19 protein-coding genes and 1 riboswitch are annotated in these 16,356 nt (G+C 37.9%); of the genes, 15 read left to right on the plus strand and 4 right to left on the minus strand.

Going from position 1 to position 16,356, the window contains the following annotated elements; translation table 11 throughout:
- Positions 1 to 44: 44 nt before the first annotated feature.
- The 10 genes from argH to MSC25_RS06825 all read left to right on the plus strand — a co-directional run bounded on the left by argH (position 45) and on the right by MSC25_RS06825 (position 7,427).
- Positions 45 to 1,910: an argininosuccinate lyase gene (argH, locus tag MSC25_RS06780; protein ID WP_248442940.1), complete on the plus strand. Its 1,866-nt coding sequence runs from the start codon at positions 45 to 47 to the stop codon at positions 1,908 to 1,910.
- A gap of 310 nt (positions 1,911 to 2,220) precedes the next feature.
- On the plus strand, positions 2,221 to 2,418 hold the full coding sequence (locus MSC25_RS06785) for a hypothetical protein (protein WP_248442941.1): 198 nt from the start codon (positions 2,221 to 2,223) through the stop codon (positions 2,416 to 2,418).
- A gap of 16 nt (positions 2,419 to 2,434) precedes the next feature.
- Positions 2,435 to 2,968 carry a hypothetical protein gene (locus tag MSC25_RS06790; RefSeq protein ID WP_029773587.1) on the plus strand — a complete coding sequence of 178 codons (534 nt, stop codon included), beginning with the start codon at positions 2,435 to 2,437 and terminating at the stop codon, positions 2,966 to 2,968.
- Between the two features lie 706 nt (positions 2,969 to 3,674).
- Positions 3,675 to 4,106, plus strand: a complete 432-nt coding sequence (locus MSC25_RS06795; RefSeq protein ID WP_248442942.1) for a hypothetical protein — start codon at positions 3,675 to 3,677, stop codon at positions 4,104 to 4,106.
- A 204-nt stretch (positions 4,107 to 4,310) separates the two neighbouring features.
- Positions 4,311 to 4,754, plus strand: coding sequence for a hypothetical protein (locus MSC25_RS06800; RefSeq protein ID WP_248442943.1), 444 nt, complete (start codon positions 4,311 to 4,313; stop codon positions 4,752 to 4,754).
- Complete coding sequence (locus MSC25_RS06805) at positions 4,754 to 5,266, plus strand: hypothetical protein (RefSeq protein WP_248442944.1); 513 nt, start codon at positions 4,754 to 4,756, stop codon at positions 5,264 to 5,266. Before MSC25_RS06800 ends, MSC25_RS06805 begins: the two co-directional genes overlap by 1 nt.
- The gene (locus tag MSC25_RS06810) at positions 5,259 to 5,777 is read left to right on the plus strand and encodes a hypothetical protein (protein WP_096740026.1); all 519 of its coding nucleotides are present in this window, start codon (positions 5,259 to 5,261) and stop codon (positions 5,775 to 5,777) included. Before MSC25_RS06805 ends, MSC25_RS06810 begins: the two co-directional genes overlap by 8 nt.
- 93 nt (positions 5,778 to 5,870) lie before the next feature.
- Complete coding sequence (locus MSC25_RS06815) at positions 5,871 to 6,380, plus strand: hypothetical protein (RefSeq protein WP_096740025.1); 510 nt, start codon at positions 5,871 to 5,873, stop codon at positions 6,378 to 6,380.
- Complete coding sequence (locus tag MSC25_RS06820; RefSeq protein WP_248442945.1) at positions 6,373 to 6,885, plus strand: hypothetical protein; 513 nt, start codon at positions 6,373 to 6,375, stop codon at positions 6,883 to 6,885. Before MSC25_RS06815 ends, MSC25_RS06820 begins: the two co-directional genes overlap by 8 nt.
- A 17-nt stretch (positions 6,886 to 6,902) precedes the next feature.
- Positions 6,903 to 7,427, plus strand: a complete 525-nt coding sequence (locus tag MSC25_RS06825) for a hypothetical protein (protein WP_248442946.1) — start codon at positions 6,903 to 6,905, stop codon at positions 7,425 to 7,427.
- 42 nt (positions 7,428 to 7,469) lie between these two features.
- Here the strand turns inward: MSC25_RS06825 and coaD are convergent, their stop codons facing one another.
- Positions 7,470 to 7,961, minus strand: coding sequence for a pantetheine-phosphate adenylyltransferase (gene coaD, locus MSC25_RS06830; RefSeq protein ID WP_248442947.1), 492 nt, complete (start codon positions 7,959 to 7,961; stop codon positions 7,470 to 7,472).
- A 327-nt stretch (positions 7,962 to 8,288) separates the two neighbouring features.
- Between coaD and MSC25_RS06835 the strand changes: the two genes are divergently transcribed.
- Together MSC25_RS06835 and thiI are read left to right on the plus strand one after the other, a co-directional pair.
- On the plus strand, positions 8,289 to 8,942 hold the full coding sequence (locus MSC25_RS06835; protein ID WP_004588522.1) for a TetR/AcrR family transcriptional regulator: 654 nt from the start codon (positions 8,289 to 8,291) through the stop codon (positions 8,940 to 8,942).
- Between the two features lie 97 nt (positions 8,943 to 9,039).
- The gene (gene thiI / locus MSC25_RS06840; RefSeq protein WP_004588521.1) at positions 9,040 to 10,497 is read left to right on the plus strand and encodes a tRNA uracil 4-sulfurtransferase ThiI; all 1,458 of its coding nucleotides are present in this window, start codon (positions 9,040 to 9,042) and stop codon (positions 10,495 to 10,497) included.
- A gap of 26 nt (positions 10,498 to 10,523) precedes the next feature.
- On the opposite strand, the gene MSC25_RS06845 is transcribed toward thiI, so the two are convergent.
- Both MSC25_RS06845 and MSC25_RS06850 read right to left on the minus strand, forming a co-directional pair.
- Positions 10,524 to 11,426, minus strand: a complete 903-nt coding sequence (locus tag MSC25_RS06845; protein WP_248442948.1) for a 2-dehydropantoate 2-reductase — start codon at positions 11,424 to 11,426, stop codon at positions 10,524 to 10,526.
- Positions 11,419 to 11,772: a VanZ family protein gene (locus MSC25_RS06850; RefSeq protein WP_064386896.1), complete on the minus strand. Its 354-nt coding sequence runs from the start codon at positions 11,770 to 11,772 to the stop codon at positions 11,419 to 11,421. The genes MSC25_RS06845 and MSC25_RS06850 overlap by 8 nt, the downstream gene beginning before the upstream one ends.
- A 150-nt stretch (positions 11,773 to 11,922) precedes the next feature.
- Here MSC25_RS06850 and MSC25_RS06855 point away from each other — a divergent pair, with 150 nt between their 5' ends.
- The 3 genes from MSC25_RS06855 to MSC25_RS06865 all read left to right on the plus strand — a co-directional run bounded on the left by MSC25_RS06855 (position 11,923) and on the right by MSC25_RS06865 (position 15,571).
- Positions 11,923 to 12,405, plus strand: coding sequence for a YajQ family cyclic di-GMP-binding protein (locus tag MSC25_RS06855; RefSeq protein ID WP_004588518.1), 483 nt, complete (start codon positions 11,923 to 11,925; stop codon positions 12,403 to 12,405).
- A gap of 267 nt (positions 12,406 to 12,672) precedes the next feature.
- Positions 12,673 to 13,455 (plus strand): ABC transporter substrate-binding protein, encoded by a 783-nt coding sequence (locus MSC25_RS06860; protein ID WP_248442949.1) that lies wholly within the window; start codon positions 12,673 to 12,675, stop codon positions 13,453 to 13,455.
- A gap of 86 nt (positions 13,456 to 13,541) precedes the next feature.
- Positions 13,542 to 13,705: riboswitch (cobalamin riboswitch) on the plus strand.
- Positions 13,706 to 13,741: 36 nt separating this feature from the next.
- Positions 13,742 to 15,571, plus strand: coding sequence for a TonB-dependent receptor (locus MSC25_RS06865; RefSeq protein WP_248442950.1), 1,830 nt, complete (start codon positions 13,742 to 13,744; stop codon positions 15,569 to 15,571).
- A 244-nt stretch (positions 15,572 to 15,815) separates the two neighbouring features.
- Here the strand turns inward: MSC25_RS06865 and msrA are convergent, their stop codons facing one another.
- Entirely contained in the window at positions 15,816 to 16,352 is a 537-nt protein-coding gene (msrA, locus tag MSC25_RS06870) for a peptide-methionine (S)-S-oxide reductase MsrA (RefSeq protein ID WP_248442951.1), read from the minus strand.
- Between the last annotated feature and the right edge of the window lie 4 nt (positions 16,353 to 16,356).

The following is a 16,356-nucleotide window of genomic DNA, read 5'->3' on the forward strand; positions in this document are numbered from 1 at the left end:
ATAGCCCCTTGTATAAGGGGCATTACAGGGTTTGGAGAGATTTCATGGCATTATGGGGCGGACGTTTTTCTACGGGTCCAGATGAGGCGTTTAAACAATTTAACGACTCACTTCCGTTCGATTATCAGTTAGCAGAGCAAGATATTATTGGCTCTGTGGCATGGGCAGGTGCGCTTGAGCAAGTAAATGTACTTACAAGCGATGAGCACACCAAATTGGTTGCAGCACTAAATGAACTGCTTGAAGAAGTAAAAGCAGATCCACAAGCAGTGGCAACCTCAGGTGCAGAAGACATTCACTCGCACGTAGAAGCTGCACTAATCGAAAAAGTAGGTGATTTAGCTAAAAAGCTACACACAGGCCGAAGCCGTAATGACCAAGTAGCCACTGACTTTAGATTATGGTGCCGCGATACTGCCGATCATTTACTCGGTGCAATTGCTGCACTAAAAGCTGAGTTTGTGGCGTTAGCTGAGCGCGAGCTGGGCACTATATTGCCAGGCTACACTCATTTACAACGTGCTCAACCTGTACTGTTTAGCCATTGGTGTATGGCTTATGTAGAAATGCTAGAGCGTGATGAAAGCCGCTTGCAAGATGCCAAAGCGCGTTTTAATTTTTGCCCTCTAGGCAGTGGTGCACTAGCAGGTACTGCCTACCCAATTGATCGCCAAGCTTTGGCGCAAGGCCTGGGCTTTACTGGCGCAACTAAAAACAGCCTTGATGGCGTATCTGACCGTGATTTTGTAGTAGAGCTTTTAAGCTGTGCCTCTATTTCGATGATTCACTTATCACGTATGGCTGAAGATTTAATATTTTATAACTCTGGTGAAGCCGGATTTATAGAGCTTGCTGATAATGTTACCTCTGGCTCATCGTTAATGCCGCAGAAAAAGAACCCTGATGCACTAGAGCTTATTCGTGGTAAAACGGGCCGTGTATTTGGCGCGTTTAGTGCCATGATGATGACCTTAAAAGCACTCCCTCTTGCGTACAATAAAGATATGCAAGAAGACAAAGAAGGTCTTTTTGACGCTATGCCAACTTGGCTTGCCTGTATTCACATGGCGCAAGCGTGTATCAAAGGCGTAAAAGTAAACGGCGATAAAACGCTTGCAGCAGCAAAAGGTGGCCATGCTAATGCAACAGAGCTTGCAGACTACTTAGTAGCTAAAGGTGTGCCATTTAGAGAAGGCCACCACATTGTGGGTGTACTTGTGCAGCTTGCTATAAGCGAAGGTAAAACTCTTGAAGAGCTTTCGCTTGAGCAGTACAAATCGGTTAATGACGTATTTGAAGATGACGTTTACCCAGTACTTGAAATAGATGCCTGTATTAAAGCACGTCAAGCGCTTGGCGGTACATCTATTGAACAAGTTACTAAAGCGGTTAAAGAAGCCAAAAAAAAACAGCAAATAACGGTTCGTGATGCAAATTTAGATGATGTTGAAGATATTGCTAGGCTGATACAGCACTGGGCTACGGTAGGTGAAAACTTGCCGCGTGCTAAAAGCGACATGGTGCATTCAATTAATGAATTTGCAGTAACAGAAATAAACGGCAAAGTGTCGGGATGTGCATCGTTATACATTTACGACACGGGGCTTGCTGAAATACGCTCTTTAGGCATAGATCCACAAAGCGCGGTAACTGGGCAGGGTAGGCAGCTTGTAGAGCACTTATTAGCAAAAGCCAAAAAATTGGCGCTTAATCGCGTTATTGTACTAACCCGTGTGCCAGACTTTTTTGAACAGCAACGTTTTACTTTTTGTAGTAAAGAATCGTTACCAGAGAAGGTAATGAAAGATTGCGAACTTTGCCTTCGTAAAGAAAACTGTGACGAAGTAGCAATGGAATATATTTTAAAGCCAAGTACACGTGCGGAGATCCCGTGTAAATACGTGGCTTAAATTCCCTGGATATAAAAAACGTACGGTTACCCCTGTACGTTTTTTTATGTGTATAATAAGCTGGTCAGATGAGTTTGGGGTGCGAGTTTTCACTTTAGTTGCAAGGGTTAACTTAAGGCTTAGTGTGAATAAAGTACCTTGTTAGCATATATTATGGGTATGTCAAAAAATCTTGGCACGCTGGTTGCTTTGTATAAGTCAGATAGCAAAATAGCTATCACTGCTTAAAACAGGTAATGCAATTACCTACATGATGGTGTGATTAAAAGTTGCGCCAAATAATATTAAAACTTATACAAGGATCAATCACATGCAAGTTTCAGCTAATAGCCAATTACAAATGCAAGCATACAATAAAACACAACAATTACAGCCTGCAACGGAACAAACTGCTAGCCCTAAAACCCTACAATCTGATACAGTAAGCTTCTCTCAAGAGGCGATGGCAGCTAGTATGGGAACTGAACGACAAGCATCAATTTTACCAGGTGCTCCTAAACCAAAATAATAACTAAAGGTTCTTGATGTTTTTAACTGAGTTTTTTGGTCATTTTTCTTTGTCAGCTTTTACAATGTGGGCTTTTATGATGGCCTTTTTGTTTAACGTTTTTGTTTATTCTATTGGTAATAAGAGAAATACTACCCTTTTACTCAGTTCATTAATCATGTTTATTTCATACTCATCGTATGAGTACTTTTTAGATTGGTTGTCTATTTATGAATTAACTTATTTAGATTTAGCAATATACGATGGTTGCACTATAGCTGCACTTTTCATAGCGAAACATTTTATTAAAACAAGCTCTAGTTCATTGCTTTATTTAATTTTTGGATTGTCTACGAATCTTAGTTTAGCTTTATGTATGCAACTAGACACCTTTATTTTACGTAATAGTGAACCATGGTTTTTTTGGGATTTTTATACTTTCTCGGTGATTACTATCGATTTATTGATGGCTGTTTCTTTGATTGTAGATAGAGACTTTTTAGGCCTACACAAATTAAAAAGTAAGCTATGTGGTTTGTTTAAATCGACAAAGCCTCAGCCCACGACCTAGATTAAATGTATTTATCTGAAGCCCTAATGGATTATGTAGCGGCTTTCTCCCAATGGGGCTTTTTAATGGCCTTCCTCTACTGTCTAGTCTCCAGCATAAACAAAGAAAATAAGTCACCAGTTTACCTATCTGCGCTAATGCTCTGCTCATATATTTTTGGCAGCTATATAAGATTGTTAGATAACCTATATCTTAATTGGGCGTTCTACGATTTTATTACAATTGTAGCGCTACTCACTTTGCAGTACTTCAATGTTTTTAAACGTAACAAAGCTTTCCTGTTCCTCGTTCTGGCTTTAATTACTAATGCCGTACTTACGTTGCTTTTGCATTATGACTTATATGTTCTATATAACTTTGAGCCATGGTGGTATTGGAGTGTTTATTCTATCGGCGTAAACGTAATTGATGTTTTAATGATGCTTTCACTAGTGGTTAACCAGCTAAAGAGTAATCGGCTTATTGAAAAGTTATAAGTGTGGCTGAACTTTAATAACGTGAGGTTTGCTGCATTTGTGGGGCTATTTATTGAGTTTTAGTTGCCAGGAGAGAGGGATGGTACTGACGAAGGTCAGATGAATTATGTTAATATTACTTATTTTTTGCCTAACTACATAGTGTTTCAAACAACATGGCTATTATTGATGTAATCTCTAACTTCGATTTCGCTTATATATTAAGCGCTATTGTGCAGTGGGGGTTTCTCATGGCCTTTTTATACTCATTAGTATCTTCAATAAATAACCCCTTTAAAGGCTTTGTTGTACTTTCGAGTATTATGGCGATAGGTTATTTGCCTTGGATATTCACAAACTTTCAGACGGTTACTTATTTAGATTTTGCCCTTTTAGATATCGCTATTTTAGTTGCTGTGTATGTAACTCAGCGTTATTTTATTAAAGAGAAAACGACAGCTTATGTCTACTTAATCTTCGGCCTTAGCGTTAACACCTTTTTAGCCCTATGCATGTATCTAGATACCAATATTCTATATAATTACACCTACTGGTGGTTTTGGCGCTTTTATTCATCGGCTGTTATGTTTTCTGATTTGTGTATGATCGCCGTACTAATTATCAATAGAGACTTTTTAGGCTTAATTAAGCTTAAAAGGTGGCTTTTGCAGCTAGCATTTTAAAGACGAAGTATCGATACGTTTATGGTGATGAAAGTTATAGTTTGGATAAGTAAAATACTAAGCTAGGTGCTCAGTTAATGGTGTTGTTTATTATTTTTGAGGTGCTTATTATTAGCGTTTACTTTTAAGATGGATATCATCTCTTTTTTATTAGATGTGAGAATTGCCCATATAATCGGTGTGGTATTGCAATGGGGGTTCCTCATGGCATTTTTATATTCTTTAGTCTCATCTATCAATTCACGCTTTAAAGCGTTAGTTATACTTTCATCGATTATGGCTATTTCGTATTTTCCAGGTGTTTTGTTCAATTACCAAACCATTACTTACCTTGATCTCGCTATTTTAGATGCTATCACCATTGTGGTTTTAATTATTGCCCAATACTTTTATATTAAAGAGAAAACAGTTGCATTTATGTATCTTATGCTTGGGCTGAGTATCAACATGTGCTTTGCTCTAGGTATGTATTTAGACTCTTATATTTTACATAATTACACCTATTGGTGGTTTTGGGGATTGTATTCATCAGTGGTGGCCATTTCTGATCTGAGCATGATTTTAGTGCTGTTTATCAATAGAGATTTTTTAAAAATTATTTATTTAAAAAACCTTATTTACTCGTTCTTTGCTAAGAAACCGCGATAGTGAATAATGTTCTAATCCCTCCTGAAGTGTCAGTTTATATCGGTGCGTTAGTGCAGTGGGGGTTTTTAATGGCCTTTTTATATTCACTAACAACTAGCATTAACAATCCATCAAAACAGGCAGTATGGCTATCTTTAGTTATGGTAGTTTCTTACTGCTTAAGTACAGTTATAGATATTTACAACATTAGTTACATAGAACTGTTTTGCTATGATGTAGGCACTTTATTTTTTATTTTATTTCTGCGGTATTTCCTACCTGAAAAGCGCATATCTACTTACTTATTATTTGGCTTGAGCATCAATTCGTTATTATTTTTAGCTATGCACATAGATGTGTTTGTACGTGGTAATTACGAACCGTGGTGGTTTTGGTCTTTTTATACGGTTGTTATTAATATTATGGATATCATCATGGTTGGTATTTTTTTCGTAAAAAAGGATTTTTTAAGGTTAGTGCATGCTACTGATAAGTTAGTGAACGGTGTTATGAGATTGAAGCAAAGTGGCTGATGTTCTTTGGGGACTGGTCGATTTAGGGTACAACGTAGGTATTTTGTTTACGTGGTTTTTTCTTATTGCCTTTTTGTATAACTTATCGGCAAGTATTAATAAGCCAGATAAGAGCAGGGCACAACTTTCATTTATTATGATGGTATCCTACATAGCTAGTTTGTTTATGGATCCAATTATAGAAACACCGCACTTAAATTATTTTTATTATGATGCTGTAACTATCTTGGTTTTACTTCTGTGGCGTAATTTCACCAAACAAACTATACCTACGCCCTTTTATTATTTAATTGTAGGGCTGAGCTTTAATGCCTGTTTATTTTTAGGTATGCATTACGACATTGTTATACAAGGTACACTTTACTATTGGTGGTTTTGGGCGGTATATATTTTTGGGATGTATTTTAGCGATTTCACAATGGCAATTGTACTAATTATAAACAGAGATATTTTAGGTTTACTTCGGCTTAGGAGATATTTGAGATTATTTATAGAAAGGCTGAGGGAGTGAGTTAATTTAATTTAATTATTGTTTTATGGTATTTGCTACGCCTCAAAAGTGTAGATAGCGGTACAATTTTTACTTTTCAGGCATTAAGGTTTCATGATTGATTTAATATTAAATACCAATATAACCTTCTATATAGGTGCATTTGTACAGTGGGGCTTTTTAATGGCTTTTTTGTACTCACTGGTCAGCTCAATAAATAACGCTGATAAGAGCAAAGTTTGGTTAACATCAATCATGGCACTTTCATATTCATCTAGCTTATTTATTGATATGGACTCCATAACCTACTTTGATTTTTTCTTATTTGATGCTGCAACACTAGCCTCAATTGCTTTATGTGGTTTTTTTATAAAAAGTTGCACCTTGTACATTTATTTACTTATTGGGTTAAGTATTAATACTTCTTTATTTTTTGCGATGTACATAGACAACGATATTATGCATCACTATGAGTACTGGTGGTTTTGGGATATTTACTTTGTAGGTGTTAATTTTAGCGATTTACTAATGATTACAGTAAGCCTTTTAAATAAAGATATTTTAGGTTTAGTAAAGCTAAGTAATTATTTAACTACAAAGTTGAAGCGTTTCCGATATGCATAACCTGTTATGGGCGATGGCTGATCTTTATGATTACATAACCATTTTAATTACATGGCTGTTTGTTTTTGCATTTTTATATTGCTTATCTACAAGCATAAATAAGTCAGATAAAAGTTTAGCCCAAATATCATTTATTATGATGGCTTCATATACATCAAGTATGGTTATGGACCCGCAAACAGCCACACCTCACTTAAAACTGTTCTTATTTGATGCAGTTACCATAATCGCTTTGATGATATGGATGATTTTTTTATCGAAAGCTAAACCGATCGCCTTTTATTATTTAATCGTGGGGCTTAGTTTTAATGCGTTTGTATTTTACGGTATGCATTACGATAGTATCGTTGTTGGGAATATAGAGTATTGGTGGTTTTGGGGGCTTTATGGTATTGGGCAGCTTACAAGTGACTTAATAATGGCAATAGTATTAATTATAAACAAAGATATTTTAGGGTTAATAAAAGTCAATAAATATCTCGTTAAAAAAATGGGTGCTTATTAATGCTCCAACATGTATTTATGGCATTGAGCACAGTAAATGACTACCTAAGTATTTTTATTACATGGGCTTTTGTAGTTCCATTTCTTTATAATTTTGCTTGTACAATAAACTGCCGCAATAAGCATATTATGTACATTTCTTTGGTGATGATGCTCTCTTATACGCTCAGCCTATTTATGTTCAAAGCATCATTTATCCTTACAGGCTCAATATATTTAGATTTAGTAATTGCAGATTTACTTACCATTTTCACGCTTGCTTGCCTCTCCTATAATTATAAACATGCTAACGCCACAGCCTATTATTATCTTCTTTGTGGTTTAACGTTTAATGCAACATTACACATGGCTATGCATTACGATTATGTGGTGTTGGTTAGTTATGACTATTGGTGGTTATGGGGGGTCTACGGGGTTGGCCAGTTTTCGAGTGACTTAATAATGGCAATAGTATTAATTATAAACAAAGATATTTTAGGCTTGGTAAAGCTTAAACGCGCTTTATTTAACCACAATGAATTACAAGCTATGGCTAAAAAGTAGTTAGGTATATTAGCGCACCAAAGTGCGCTAATTGTGTTTTTTTTAGCTTGCGTCGTAGCCTAACTTTTGTTTTAAAGCTTCCACTACAAGTGGGCTTACAAATTCGCTCACATCGCCATTATGGCGGGCAACTTCTTTTACCAAGGTTGATGATATAAACGAGTTGCGCTCAGAAGGTGTTAAAAACACGCTTTCTAAATCTGGATTTAGGCGGCGGTTCATATTTGCGAGCTGAAATTCGTAATCAAAATCAGATACCGCTCTAATACCGCGAATAAGCACATCAGCTTTATGATCAAAAGCTAAATCGGCTAGCAAGCCTGAAAAGCCAATCACTTTTACATTACTCAAATGCCCTAAAATAGAGTTGGCTAAATCAACTCGCTCATCGAGACTAAAGCACGGCTTTTTAGAAGGGTTATGAGCAATAGCAACAATAACTGTGCTAAACATTTTAGCTGCGCGCTGAATTAGGTCGGTGTGGCCGTTGGTTAACGGGTCGAATGTACCAGGATAGATTGCCGTAACGTTCATAGATTTCACTAACTATTATTTTTTAAGTAGTCTATCAGTGTTTGTTCTACAAATCAGCCTAGGAGATCAGGTTGAGCTTTTATGTTTGATATTTAATCAGTAAAAGTGCTTTAAATGCGTTACCGTTTTTTAAAGTGTAATTACGCTGCTTAGGCTTTGCGTTAGTTAACAGCACCACATTAATGCAAATGCCTGCGTGCAGCATAATCAGACCCCCGTATTTTAAAATAGTAAATTATGATGGTATTTAAACCTGCCTGATTTGTTTATACTGCAAGGCTGATATTTAGTGTAATGTAGTTTATAAGTTAATTTGAGTCGTCGCATATGAATACTAAGGATAAAATAATACACACCAGTATTTCGTTATTTAATGAACATGGTGAGCGTGCAATATCAACCAATCATATTGCATCACATTTAGGGATGAGCCCGGGTAATCTTTACTATCATTTTAAAAATAAAGAAGACATTATCCGACATATTTTTGCGCTTTACAGCGAGCATTTACATACTCATTTTAAACCTATTGAAGCAAACGATGATGCGTTTGATCATTTAACTGCTTATTTAGATTCGTTATTTGAGCTAATGTGGCGCTATCATTTTTTTTACGACAACTTAGGCGACATCCTCTCCAGAGATGAAAGCTTAAAACAAGCCTACATTGGTTTTCAGTCAACTTTATTAGAGCAGGTTCGCCAAGTTATTTTAGGCCTGCGCGATAACGAAATGATTGCCATAGAAGAGCAAGATGCGCTTGAACTTGCCCATACTCTTAAGCTAACCGTTAGTTTTTGGACTCCGTATATTAAAGCGCGTAGGCTCAGTGGTAATTTAGCTGAGCAAGATATTTATCATGGCATTTTAAAAGTATTAGCATTATTTAGGGCTTACAGCACCGAAAAAAGCATTCTTAAAATGAATCAGTTACGTGAAAAATACACCCAACTTGCAGAGCAAGCGCCAGCGCTTGCCTAACTGCTGTTAGTTGGTTAGTTCCTAGACGCAAAAATTTTTGCTATAATCGCGCGCCCAATGCCTGGGAGCGCGAATTCCCGCAGTCTAAGAGTGAACTATGCTTAAATTTATCGTCAAACTACATCCTGAAATTGCCATTAAAAGCCGTTCGGTACGTAAACGCTTTACTAAAGTGTTAGAAAATAACATTAAAATTGTATTGCGCCGTGTTGACGAAAAAGTACAAGTAAGAAACAACTGGGATAATATTTCTGTTGTAACTAAGCTTGATGATGCACAAACACGCCTAGACTTTATCGATAGCTTGCAGCGCATTCCTGGTATTGTGCAATTTATTGAAGTGACCGAAACTGACTTCACAACGCTTGACGATATCTATAAAAAAACCATAGACCTAGTAGGGCATACCATCGTTGGTAAAACGTTTTGTGTACGCGCAAAGCGTATTGGTCAACACGACTTTACTTCTACCGATTTAGAGCGTTACGTGGGTGGTGGTTTAAACCAGCACGTTGAAGGCGCTCGCGTTAAGTTAAGCCGCCCAGAAGTAACTATTCGCTTAGAAGTAAAAGACGATAAAGCCTACATAGTTACGCAAACTCACCTAGGTATGGCAGGCTTTCCACTGCCAACACAAGAAGACGTTCTTTCGTTAATGTCAGGCGGCTTTGACTCTGGTGTAGCAAGTTATCAGATGATCCGTAAGGGCGCTCGCACGCACTTTTTATTCTTTAATTTAGGTGGCGCAGCACACGAAATTGGTGTTAAACAAGCCAGCTACTATTTATGGAAAAAATTTAGCTCTACTCATAAAGTTAAATTTATCACGGTTGATTTTGAACCGGTTGTAGCCGAAATTTTAGAGAACGTTGAAAACAGCCAAATGGGTGTTGTGCTAAAACGCATGATGATGCGTGCTGGCAGCCAAGTAGCCGAAAAATTAAATATTCAAGCCTTGGTAACTGGTGAGAGTATAGGTCAGGTTTCTAGCCAAACCTTAGCTAATTTAAGTGTGATTGACCGCGTAACAGAAACCCTGATTTTGCGCCCACTTATTCAGCACGATAAGCAAGAAATTATTAATATTGCCCGTAAAATTGGCACCGCAGAAATGGCCGAAACCATGCCTGAGTATTGTGGCGTAATATCTAAAAAGCCAACGGTTAAAGCTAAACTTGACGTTATTAAAGCCGAAGAAGAAAAGTTCGACTTTGATGTGCTTAATACTGTTGTTGAAAACGCTCGTATTATGGATGTGCGTGATATAGACGTAGAAGCTAAGCAAGAACTTAAAGAAGCTGAGTCGGTAGTTGATTTACCAGCGGGTGCTGTGGTTGTTGATATTCGCTCACCAGAGGAAGAGGATGCAGCGCCGCTTGAGATTGACGGTATAGATGTAGTGCATTTACCGTTTTTCCGCTTAGCGACTAAATTTGGTGATCTGCCAAAAGATAAGGATTACTACCTGTATTGTGAAAGAGGGGTTATGAGCCAGTTACAGGCGCTTATTCTTCATGAAGCAGGCTTTACGGGTGTAAAAGTTTATCGCCCGTAAAGGTTAACCGTAATTTAGAGCGTGGTTTATACCACGCTTTTTTTTGCCTTAATTTTAGCAAGTAGGGCATCGTTTAGCGGGGTGCTGATATTTAATCGCTTACCTTGTTGGCTAATATAGCCACAAATGGCGTCTATCTCGGTTTGTCGGTTATGCGCTACGTCTTGATGCATTGATGAGTAGTTTTCAGCGGTTAGCATCATTACGTTATAAGCGTTGTTAAGCGCATCGGCAAGTTTAATATCAAGCTTTAAAGCATGGGCTATTTGGCATGCCTCAGTTAATAAGTTAAAAATAATGCTATTAAAATAAGGGGCACGTAACTGACCATTTTTAATATCATACAGTGCGCTTAATGGGTTAATGGCAATATTTACTAATAGTTTTTCAAAACGTAGCTGCTCAATATTAGTACTGTAGCTTAGCTGCGGCACGTTTTGCAATTGCTCACACATTGCTTGGCAATAACTGTGCGCGCAAGGGTTGCAGGCACCTAATACGCTTTTACCTTCACCGGTGTGCTGTACTATAAAGTCGTTTGTTTTAAAGCCAGCCATGCTGGTGGTTAAAAAGTACAACGCTTGTCGCTTATCGAGTTGCTCATTGAGCGTTTCAACATTACCCATACCGTTGTGCGATACAATAAGTACACTACTTGGCGATAAAAAGGGTTTAACTTGCGTAAAGGCCGATTGCACCTGAAAAGCCTTTACAGCAAAAATAACAATATCAAACGCGGGCTGTTCATTAATTTGCTTAAGCGTAATAAATCGTGCATTTATTTTTTGCGAAGGCTGTTTTGCTTTGCAATAAAAACGTGTATTTGCAGTGGCTTTGCGTGTTAACACATGAACAGTGTGAGCTTTAGATAAAAAATGGCTTAGCAATAAACCAATAGCGCCGTCGCCAATAATAAGAATATTAGCCATAAGGGTTCTTTTTTCGAGGAGTAAAAATGGTTCTTAGTAAAAAGTACGTGGCCGCACCGGCAAAATCAGCAATAAAATCACCTAAAGAGGCCTGCCTGTAAGGAAGCGCATCTTGCATTATTTCTATTGCTGCACCGTAGCCCGCAAGCAAAAGTACTTGCGTGTACAGCGGTAACTTAAAGGCTTTATCCATAATGATGGCAAGTATAAAAAAAATCCCAAAGTGGGCAACTTTATCAACATGTGGAAATAAGTTCGTAACGCCGCCTTTTATTTCTTTGGCAAATAAGAGGGTAAACACCACAATACTAATCAAAAAAACTGCTTGGTAAACACGCCTTGTCACGATAAATCCTAAAACCGCTTAAAAAAGAGGCTGCAGTATATCAAACTAAATTAGTATCGCACCTGAACAACTGGCAGAAAAATGTAAAGATTTATAATTTTAGCGTTATAATCGGCGCATAAATTTAGATTTAATAGTTAGGAGAACCCAATGCCTTCATTTGATATCGTATCAGAAGTAGAAATGAACGAAGCTAAAAATGCAGTAGATAACGCAAACCGTGAGCTAGAAACGCGCTTTGACTTTAGAGGTGTTGACGCATCAATTGAGCTAAACGACAAAACAATTAAACTAAAAGCTGAAGCTGACTCACAAGTTATGCAATTGTTTGATATTTTAGCAGGTAAAATTTCTAAGCGTGGTATGGACGTAGCAAGCTTGGAGCTGCAAGACATCACTCGTGCTGGTAAAAATGTGTTTCGTAATGTTGCACTTAAACAAGGCATTGAGAAAGACATGGCTAAAAAAGTAGTTAAAGCCATTAAAGACTCAAAAGTAAAAGTACAAGCTGCTATTCAAGGTGAAGAAGTACGTGTAACGGGTAAAAAACGTGACGATTTACAAGCCGCTATGCAAGTCGTTCGCACTGCAGATTTAGGTCAGCCTTTCCAGTTTAAAAACTTTCGCGATTAATTAGCTAAGTGTCTTTAGTATTTTAAAGTGAAAATTTAAATGTGTGGTTATTGAATATATTAGCCACACATTTTACCCCGCCCTAATTACAGCCTTTACTTACTCGCAAGCCTAAACCCCTTTTACCTGTGTAAAATTAGTCCACTGTTATTCCATACTCTTTTAACGTTATTTAAATGCATTATTAAACCTGCTTATCACGCAGTTGCGTATATTAGGCTATTCTTAATATCAATATTACTTAATAGCGACTGTTAAAGGCTTTAAATGCTTAAGTTTTTTGTTTTTATACTTATTATTGCGAGCAGTAAGTTTAGCTTTGCCAAGCCAATAAATGTAGATGTGTTGGTAGAGGACGGTTACTTTCCAATTATTATTAATGCCGAAAAAGAGCAAGGGTTAGCGCCTGAGTTTGTAAAAATACTCAATGACTCTCAAAGCGAATATAAATTTACTCTTAACTCTTTGCCTGTAAAAAGGCTCAAAAAGTGGGTCGAATGGGGGGAGTTCGACATGTTGTTTTTAATGGCTATGCAATGGGTGCCTGAGGTAGCAAGAAGTGCCTTACAGGAAACGAGCTTTTATGTTATTGCTAAAAATGAGTTGTATACGCTGGCACAAAACGCCCAAAAGCAAAGCTATTTCGATGACTTACATGCTTTAACAAAAGCGGGAGTATTGGGGTACTCCTATCGTTTTGCTGATTTTAAAACCGATGCACAGTATTTAAGTGAAGAACACCAAGTTAGTTTAACAATCGATGAGTTTAACGTTGTTAAAATGCTGCTATTAAAGCGTGCCGATGTAGGGGTGTTAAATAACATAGCTTATCAATACTTTAAAAAGAACAACATTTTTAATATGAACCTGCTTTATAAGAGTAATACCCCAGATGCTATATACGATACTCATTTTTTAGTTAATCCTGCGCGCAGTAAAATTACGGTAAAACAAATGGATAAGCTTTTAACTTCGTCTGAAATAAAACCTAAAATCACAGCGCTTTTAAGTTCATACGGCGTATCATCCAGCTTTACTGAAAATAAATAATATAACCTTTAGCTATATAGACGTCCGTTGACATTTGTAAACAAACTGCTCACAATAACCGCCTATTTTCAAGGTGCTTGCTGGTTGCTAAATACAGGGTTTAAAGTATTAAAACTAACAGCGAGATAATCGGGAAGTTGGTGCGCCTTTATGACAAAAGCAATCCCAACACTGCCCCCGCAACGGTAAAGTATTAACGCATTTATGTGTTTACTGAGTCCGGAGACCGGCCTTGAAGTAATCTTACTTACTTAAATCTTTGCGGTGGGCAAAGATAGGGAACATCATGCTAAATAAAACAACTCTTGGCGTTGCTATCTCGGCTGCGCTGTCTTTTTCTGTATCTGCTGCACAAAGCCCAATTGAAAAAATCACTGTTACCGCTAATAAATTTGAACAATCAATAAATAATGTATTAGCGAGCGTTAATGTAATTGAACGCGCCGAAATAGATGCAAGCAATGTACGCGATTTACCGGCCTTACTAAGCACACAGGTGGGTTTTCAAATTAATCCTAATGGTGGTTTTGGCCAAACGTCGGGCGTATCATTACGTGGTACAGGTTCTGGCGATACGTTAATTTTAATTGATGGTGTACGCACGGGCTCAGCCACGCTAGGACAAAAAGCATTAAGTAACGTGCCGCTAAATAGTATTGAGCGAATCGAGATCATAAAAGGCTCGCGTGCAGCTGTGTATGGCTCAGATGCATTAGCTGGGGTTATTAATATAATAACGCGTGAAGCGAGCAATGTATCACTTGATGCCACATTTGGCTCTAACGCTTATCAAAACTATCAGCTTGCAGGTTCAGTAAAATCAGATGAAGTGGTTAGCGCATTTAATGCAGGCTTTGAAAAAACCGATGGTTTTGATGCATTACAAGGTATAGCGCCCGATGACGACAGCTATGAAAATAAAAACGTAGGCTTTAAAGTAAACTATGCAGATGCACATTACGGTAACTTTAAGCTACTAGGCCAGTACAGCGAAGGCTACGCGGACTACGATAGCAGCTTTAGCCCGGCTACGAGCACGGTTGAAAGAGGGGACTTTAAAAACTATCAACTGTCGGCGCAGTGGAGCAAAAACTACACTAACCAATCTCATGCTATAGATGTTGCTTTTGCAACCGATGATTCTGACAGCACATATGTGGACTCTTTTACCGGCGGGCCATTAACCAGTACATTTATTACTAAGCGCTCGCAAGTAGATTACAGCGGCCAATACCGCTTAACAAATGCGCTTAATATTAGCGGCGGCGTTAATTGGTATAACGATGATGTATCGCAAAGCTCGCAAGCATTTGATGAGGATAGCCGCGATGTATTAGCAGTGTTTGTTGGGGCTTATTACGACACCGACACTGTGCTTGCCAATTTAACTCTTCGCCAAGACGACGATGAACAGTTTGGTGATGAAACAACCTATACTGCGGCGGCTGGTTATCATTTATCTGAAAATTCAACATTTAGAATTAGTCAAAGCACAGGTTTTAAAGCGCCAACATTTAACGATTTATACTACCCAAATTTTGGTAATCCGGATCTCCAACCTGAAAAATCAATAAACCGCGAGCTTGGTGTAAATGTTAATTTTGACAGTGCACAAGTCGATTTTGCAATTTTTAGAAACGACATCGAAGATAAAATTGATTACGATGAAAACTTTGCGTTAGCTAATATAAACGAAGCTCGCTATGAAGGGGTTGAGTTTATCCTTACACAGCAAATTTTAGGGTTTGATAGCCACTTTAATTTTGCATATTTAAGTGCCGAAAACAAAGAAACCGGCGATGAGCTACGCAATGTTGCCAAGCGCACTGTTAATTGGGAGCTCGCAAAGCAATTTGGTGATTTTGATGCTCGCATTGATATGCAATACCGCAGTGATCGCGAGGGGGCAGTAACGCGCCTAGGATCGTATACACTTTGGAACCTAGCGGGTAACTATCATGTAAACGATAATATTGAGCTGTCGCTTCGTGTAGAGAACCTATTTGACAGAGATTACAATGTGGTTGACTCAAGAGCTGACTTTACAAGCGGTGACGTATATTACTACAACACCCCAGAGCGCCGCTTTTTTGCAGGTGCAAGCTATCAGTTTTAATAGCGTTTTTAATATACAAAAGCCCGATTTATATCGGGCTTTTTAATGTGTATTTATACCAATTCGCATTAATACTTAATCATTTTCAGGGGCTAAACGTGTCGCTATCTGCGTTAAAAAATTCTCATTTAGAACAACTAAATAGCGAATTTTTTGCCTTGCTATCAACACGTTTATCCATCCTCAAAATAGATCACTTAATTATGCGGATTGGTATTAGAATTGTTTTAACAACGCAAATTAGCTAGTCAGCTAAAAATTCTTTAAATACAGTTTCAAACTTGTGTAACTTAGGCGCAATTAAAATACTACAGTAACCCTGCTGTGGGTTTTCGTTGTAGTAATCTTGATGATAATGCTCCGCTGGGTAATATGTGGTAGCAGGGCTAACCTCTGTCACTATTGGCTCGCTAATATGGTTTTGTAGCTGAGCTATCAGCTCATTGGTTTGACTTAATTGTGCATCGTTGTGGTAATAAACAACACTTCTATACTGTGTGCCAATATCGTTACCTTGGCGATTTAATTGCGTGGCATCGTGTAACGTAAAAAACATGCTAAGCAGTGTTTCAAAACTCACTACAGCGCTGTCAAATTCCAGTTGCACAACCTCAGCATGGCCTGTTGTACCAGAGCAGACTGATTTATACGTGGGGTTGTCGGTATTACCGCCGGTGTAACCTGAGCTTACGTTTAGTACACCTTTTACTCGTCTTAATGCAGCGTCTATACACCAAAAACAGCCTCCACCAAATGTTGCTAGTTGTGTTGATGTGCTCATAAGT

It is taken from the genome of Pseudoalteromonas sp. 1CM17D, from assembly GCF_023161805.1.
In the GTDB taxonomy this organism is placed as follows: Bacteria; Pseudomonadota; Gammaproteobacteria; order Enterobacterales; family Alteromonadaceae; genus Pseudoalteromonas; species Pseudoalteromonas atlantica.

Coding starts and splice junctions, on each gene's coding strand:
- argH (WP_248442940.1), top strand. CDS start 45: ATGGCATTATGGGGCGGACGTTTTTCTACGGGTCCAGATGAGGCGTTT.
- MSC25_RS06785 (WP_248442941.1), top strand. CDS start 2,221: ATGCAAGTTTCAGCTAATAGCCAATTACAAATGCAAGCATACAATAAA.
- MSC25_RS06790 (WP_029773587.1), top strand. CDS start 2,435: ATGTTTTTAACTGAGTTTTTTGGTCATTTTTCTTTGTCAGCTTTTACA.
- MSC25_RS06795 (WP_248442942.1), top strand. CDS start 3,675: ATGGCCTTTTTATACTCATTAGTATCTTCAATAAATAACCCCTTTAAA.
- MSC25_RS06800 (WP_248442943.1), top strand. CDS start 4,311: ATGGCATTTTTATATTCTTTAGTCTCATCTATCAATTCACGCTTTAAA.
- MSC25_RS06815 (WP_096740025.1), top strand. CDS start 5,871: ATGATTGATTTAATATTAAATACCAATATAACCTTCTATATAGGTGCA.
- MSC25_RS06820 (WP_248442945.1), top strand. CDS start 6,373: ATGCATAACCTGTTATGGGCGATGGCTGATCTTTATGATTACATAACC.
- MSC25_RS06825 (WP_248442946.1), top strand. CDS start 6,903: ATGGCATTGAGCACAGTAAATGACTACCTAAGTATTTTTATTACATGG.
- coaD (WP_248442947.1), bottom strand. CDS start 7,961: ATGAACGTTACGGCAATCTATCCTGGTACATTCGACCCGTTAACCAAC.
- MSC25_RS06835 (WP_004588522.1), top strand. CDS start 8,289: ATGAATACTAAGGATAAAATAATACACACCAGTATTTCGTTATTTAAT.
- thiI (WP_004588521.1), top strand. CDS start 9,040: ATGCTTAAATTTATCGTCAAACTACATCCTGAAATTGCCATTAAAAGC.
- MSC25_RS06845 (WP_248442948.1), bottom strand. CDS start 11,426: ATGGCTAATATTCTTATTATTGGCGACGGCGCTATTGGTTTATTGCTA.
- MSC25_RS06855 (WP_004588518.1), top strand. CDS start 11,923: ATGCCTTCATTTGATATCGTATCAGAAGTAGAAATGAACGAAGCTAAA.
- MSC25_RS06860 (WP_248442949.1), top strand. CDS start 12,673: ATGCTTAAGTTTTTTGTTTTTATACTTATTATTGCGAGCAGTAAGTTT.
- MSC25_RS06865 (WP_248442950.1), top strand. CDS start 13,742: ATGCTAAATAAAACAACTCTTGGCGTTGCTATCTCGGCTGCGCTGTCT.
- msrA (WP_248442951.1), bottom strand. CDS start 16,352: ATGAGCACATCAACACAACTAGCAACATTTGGTGGAGGCTGTTTTTGG.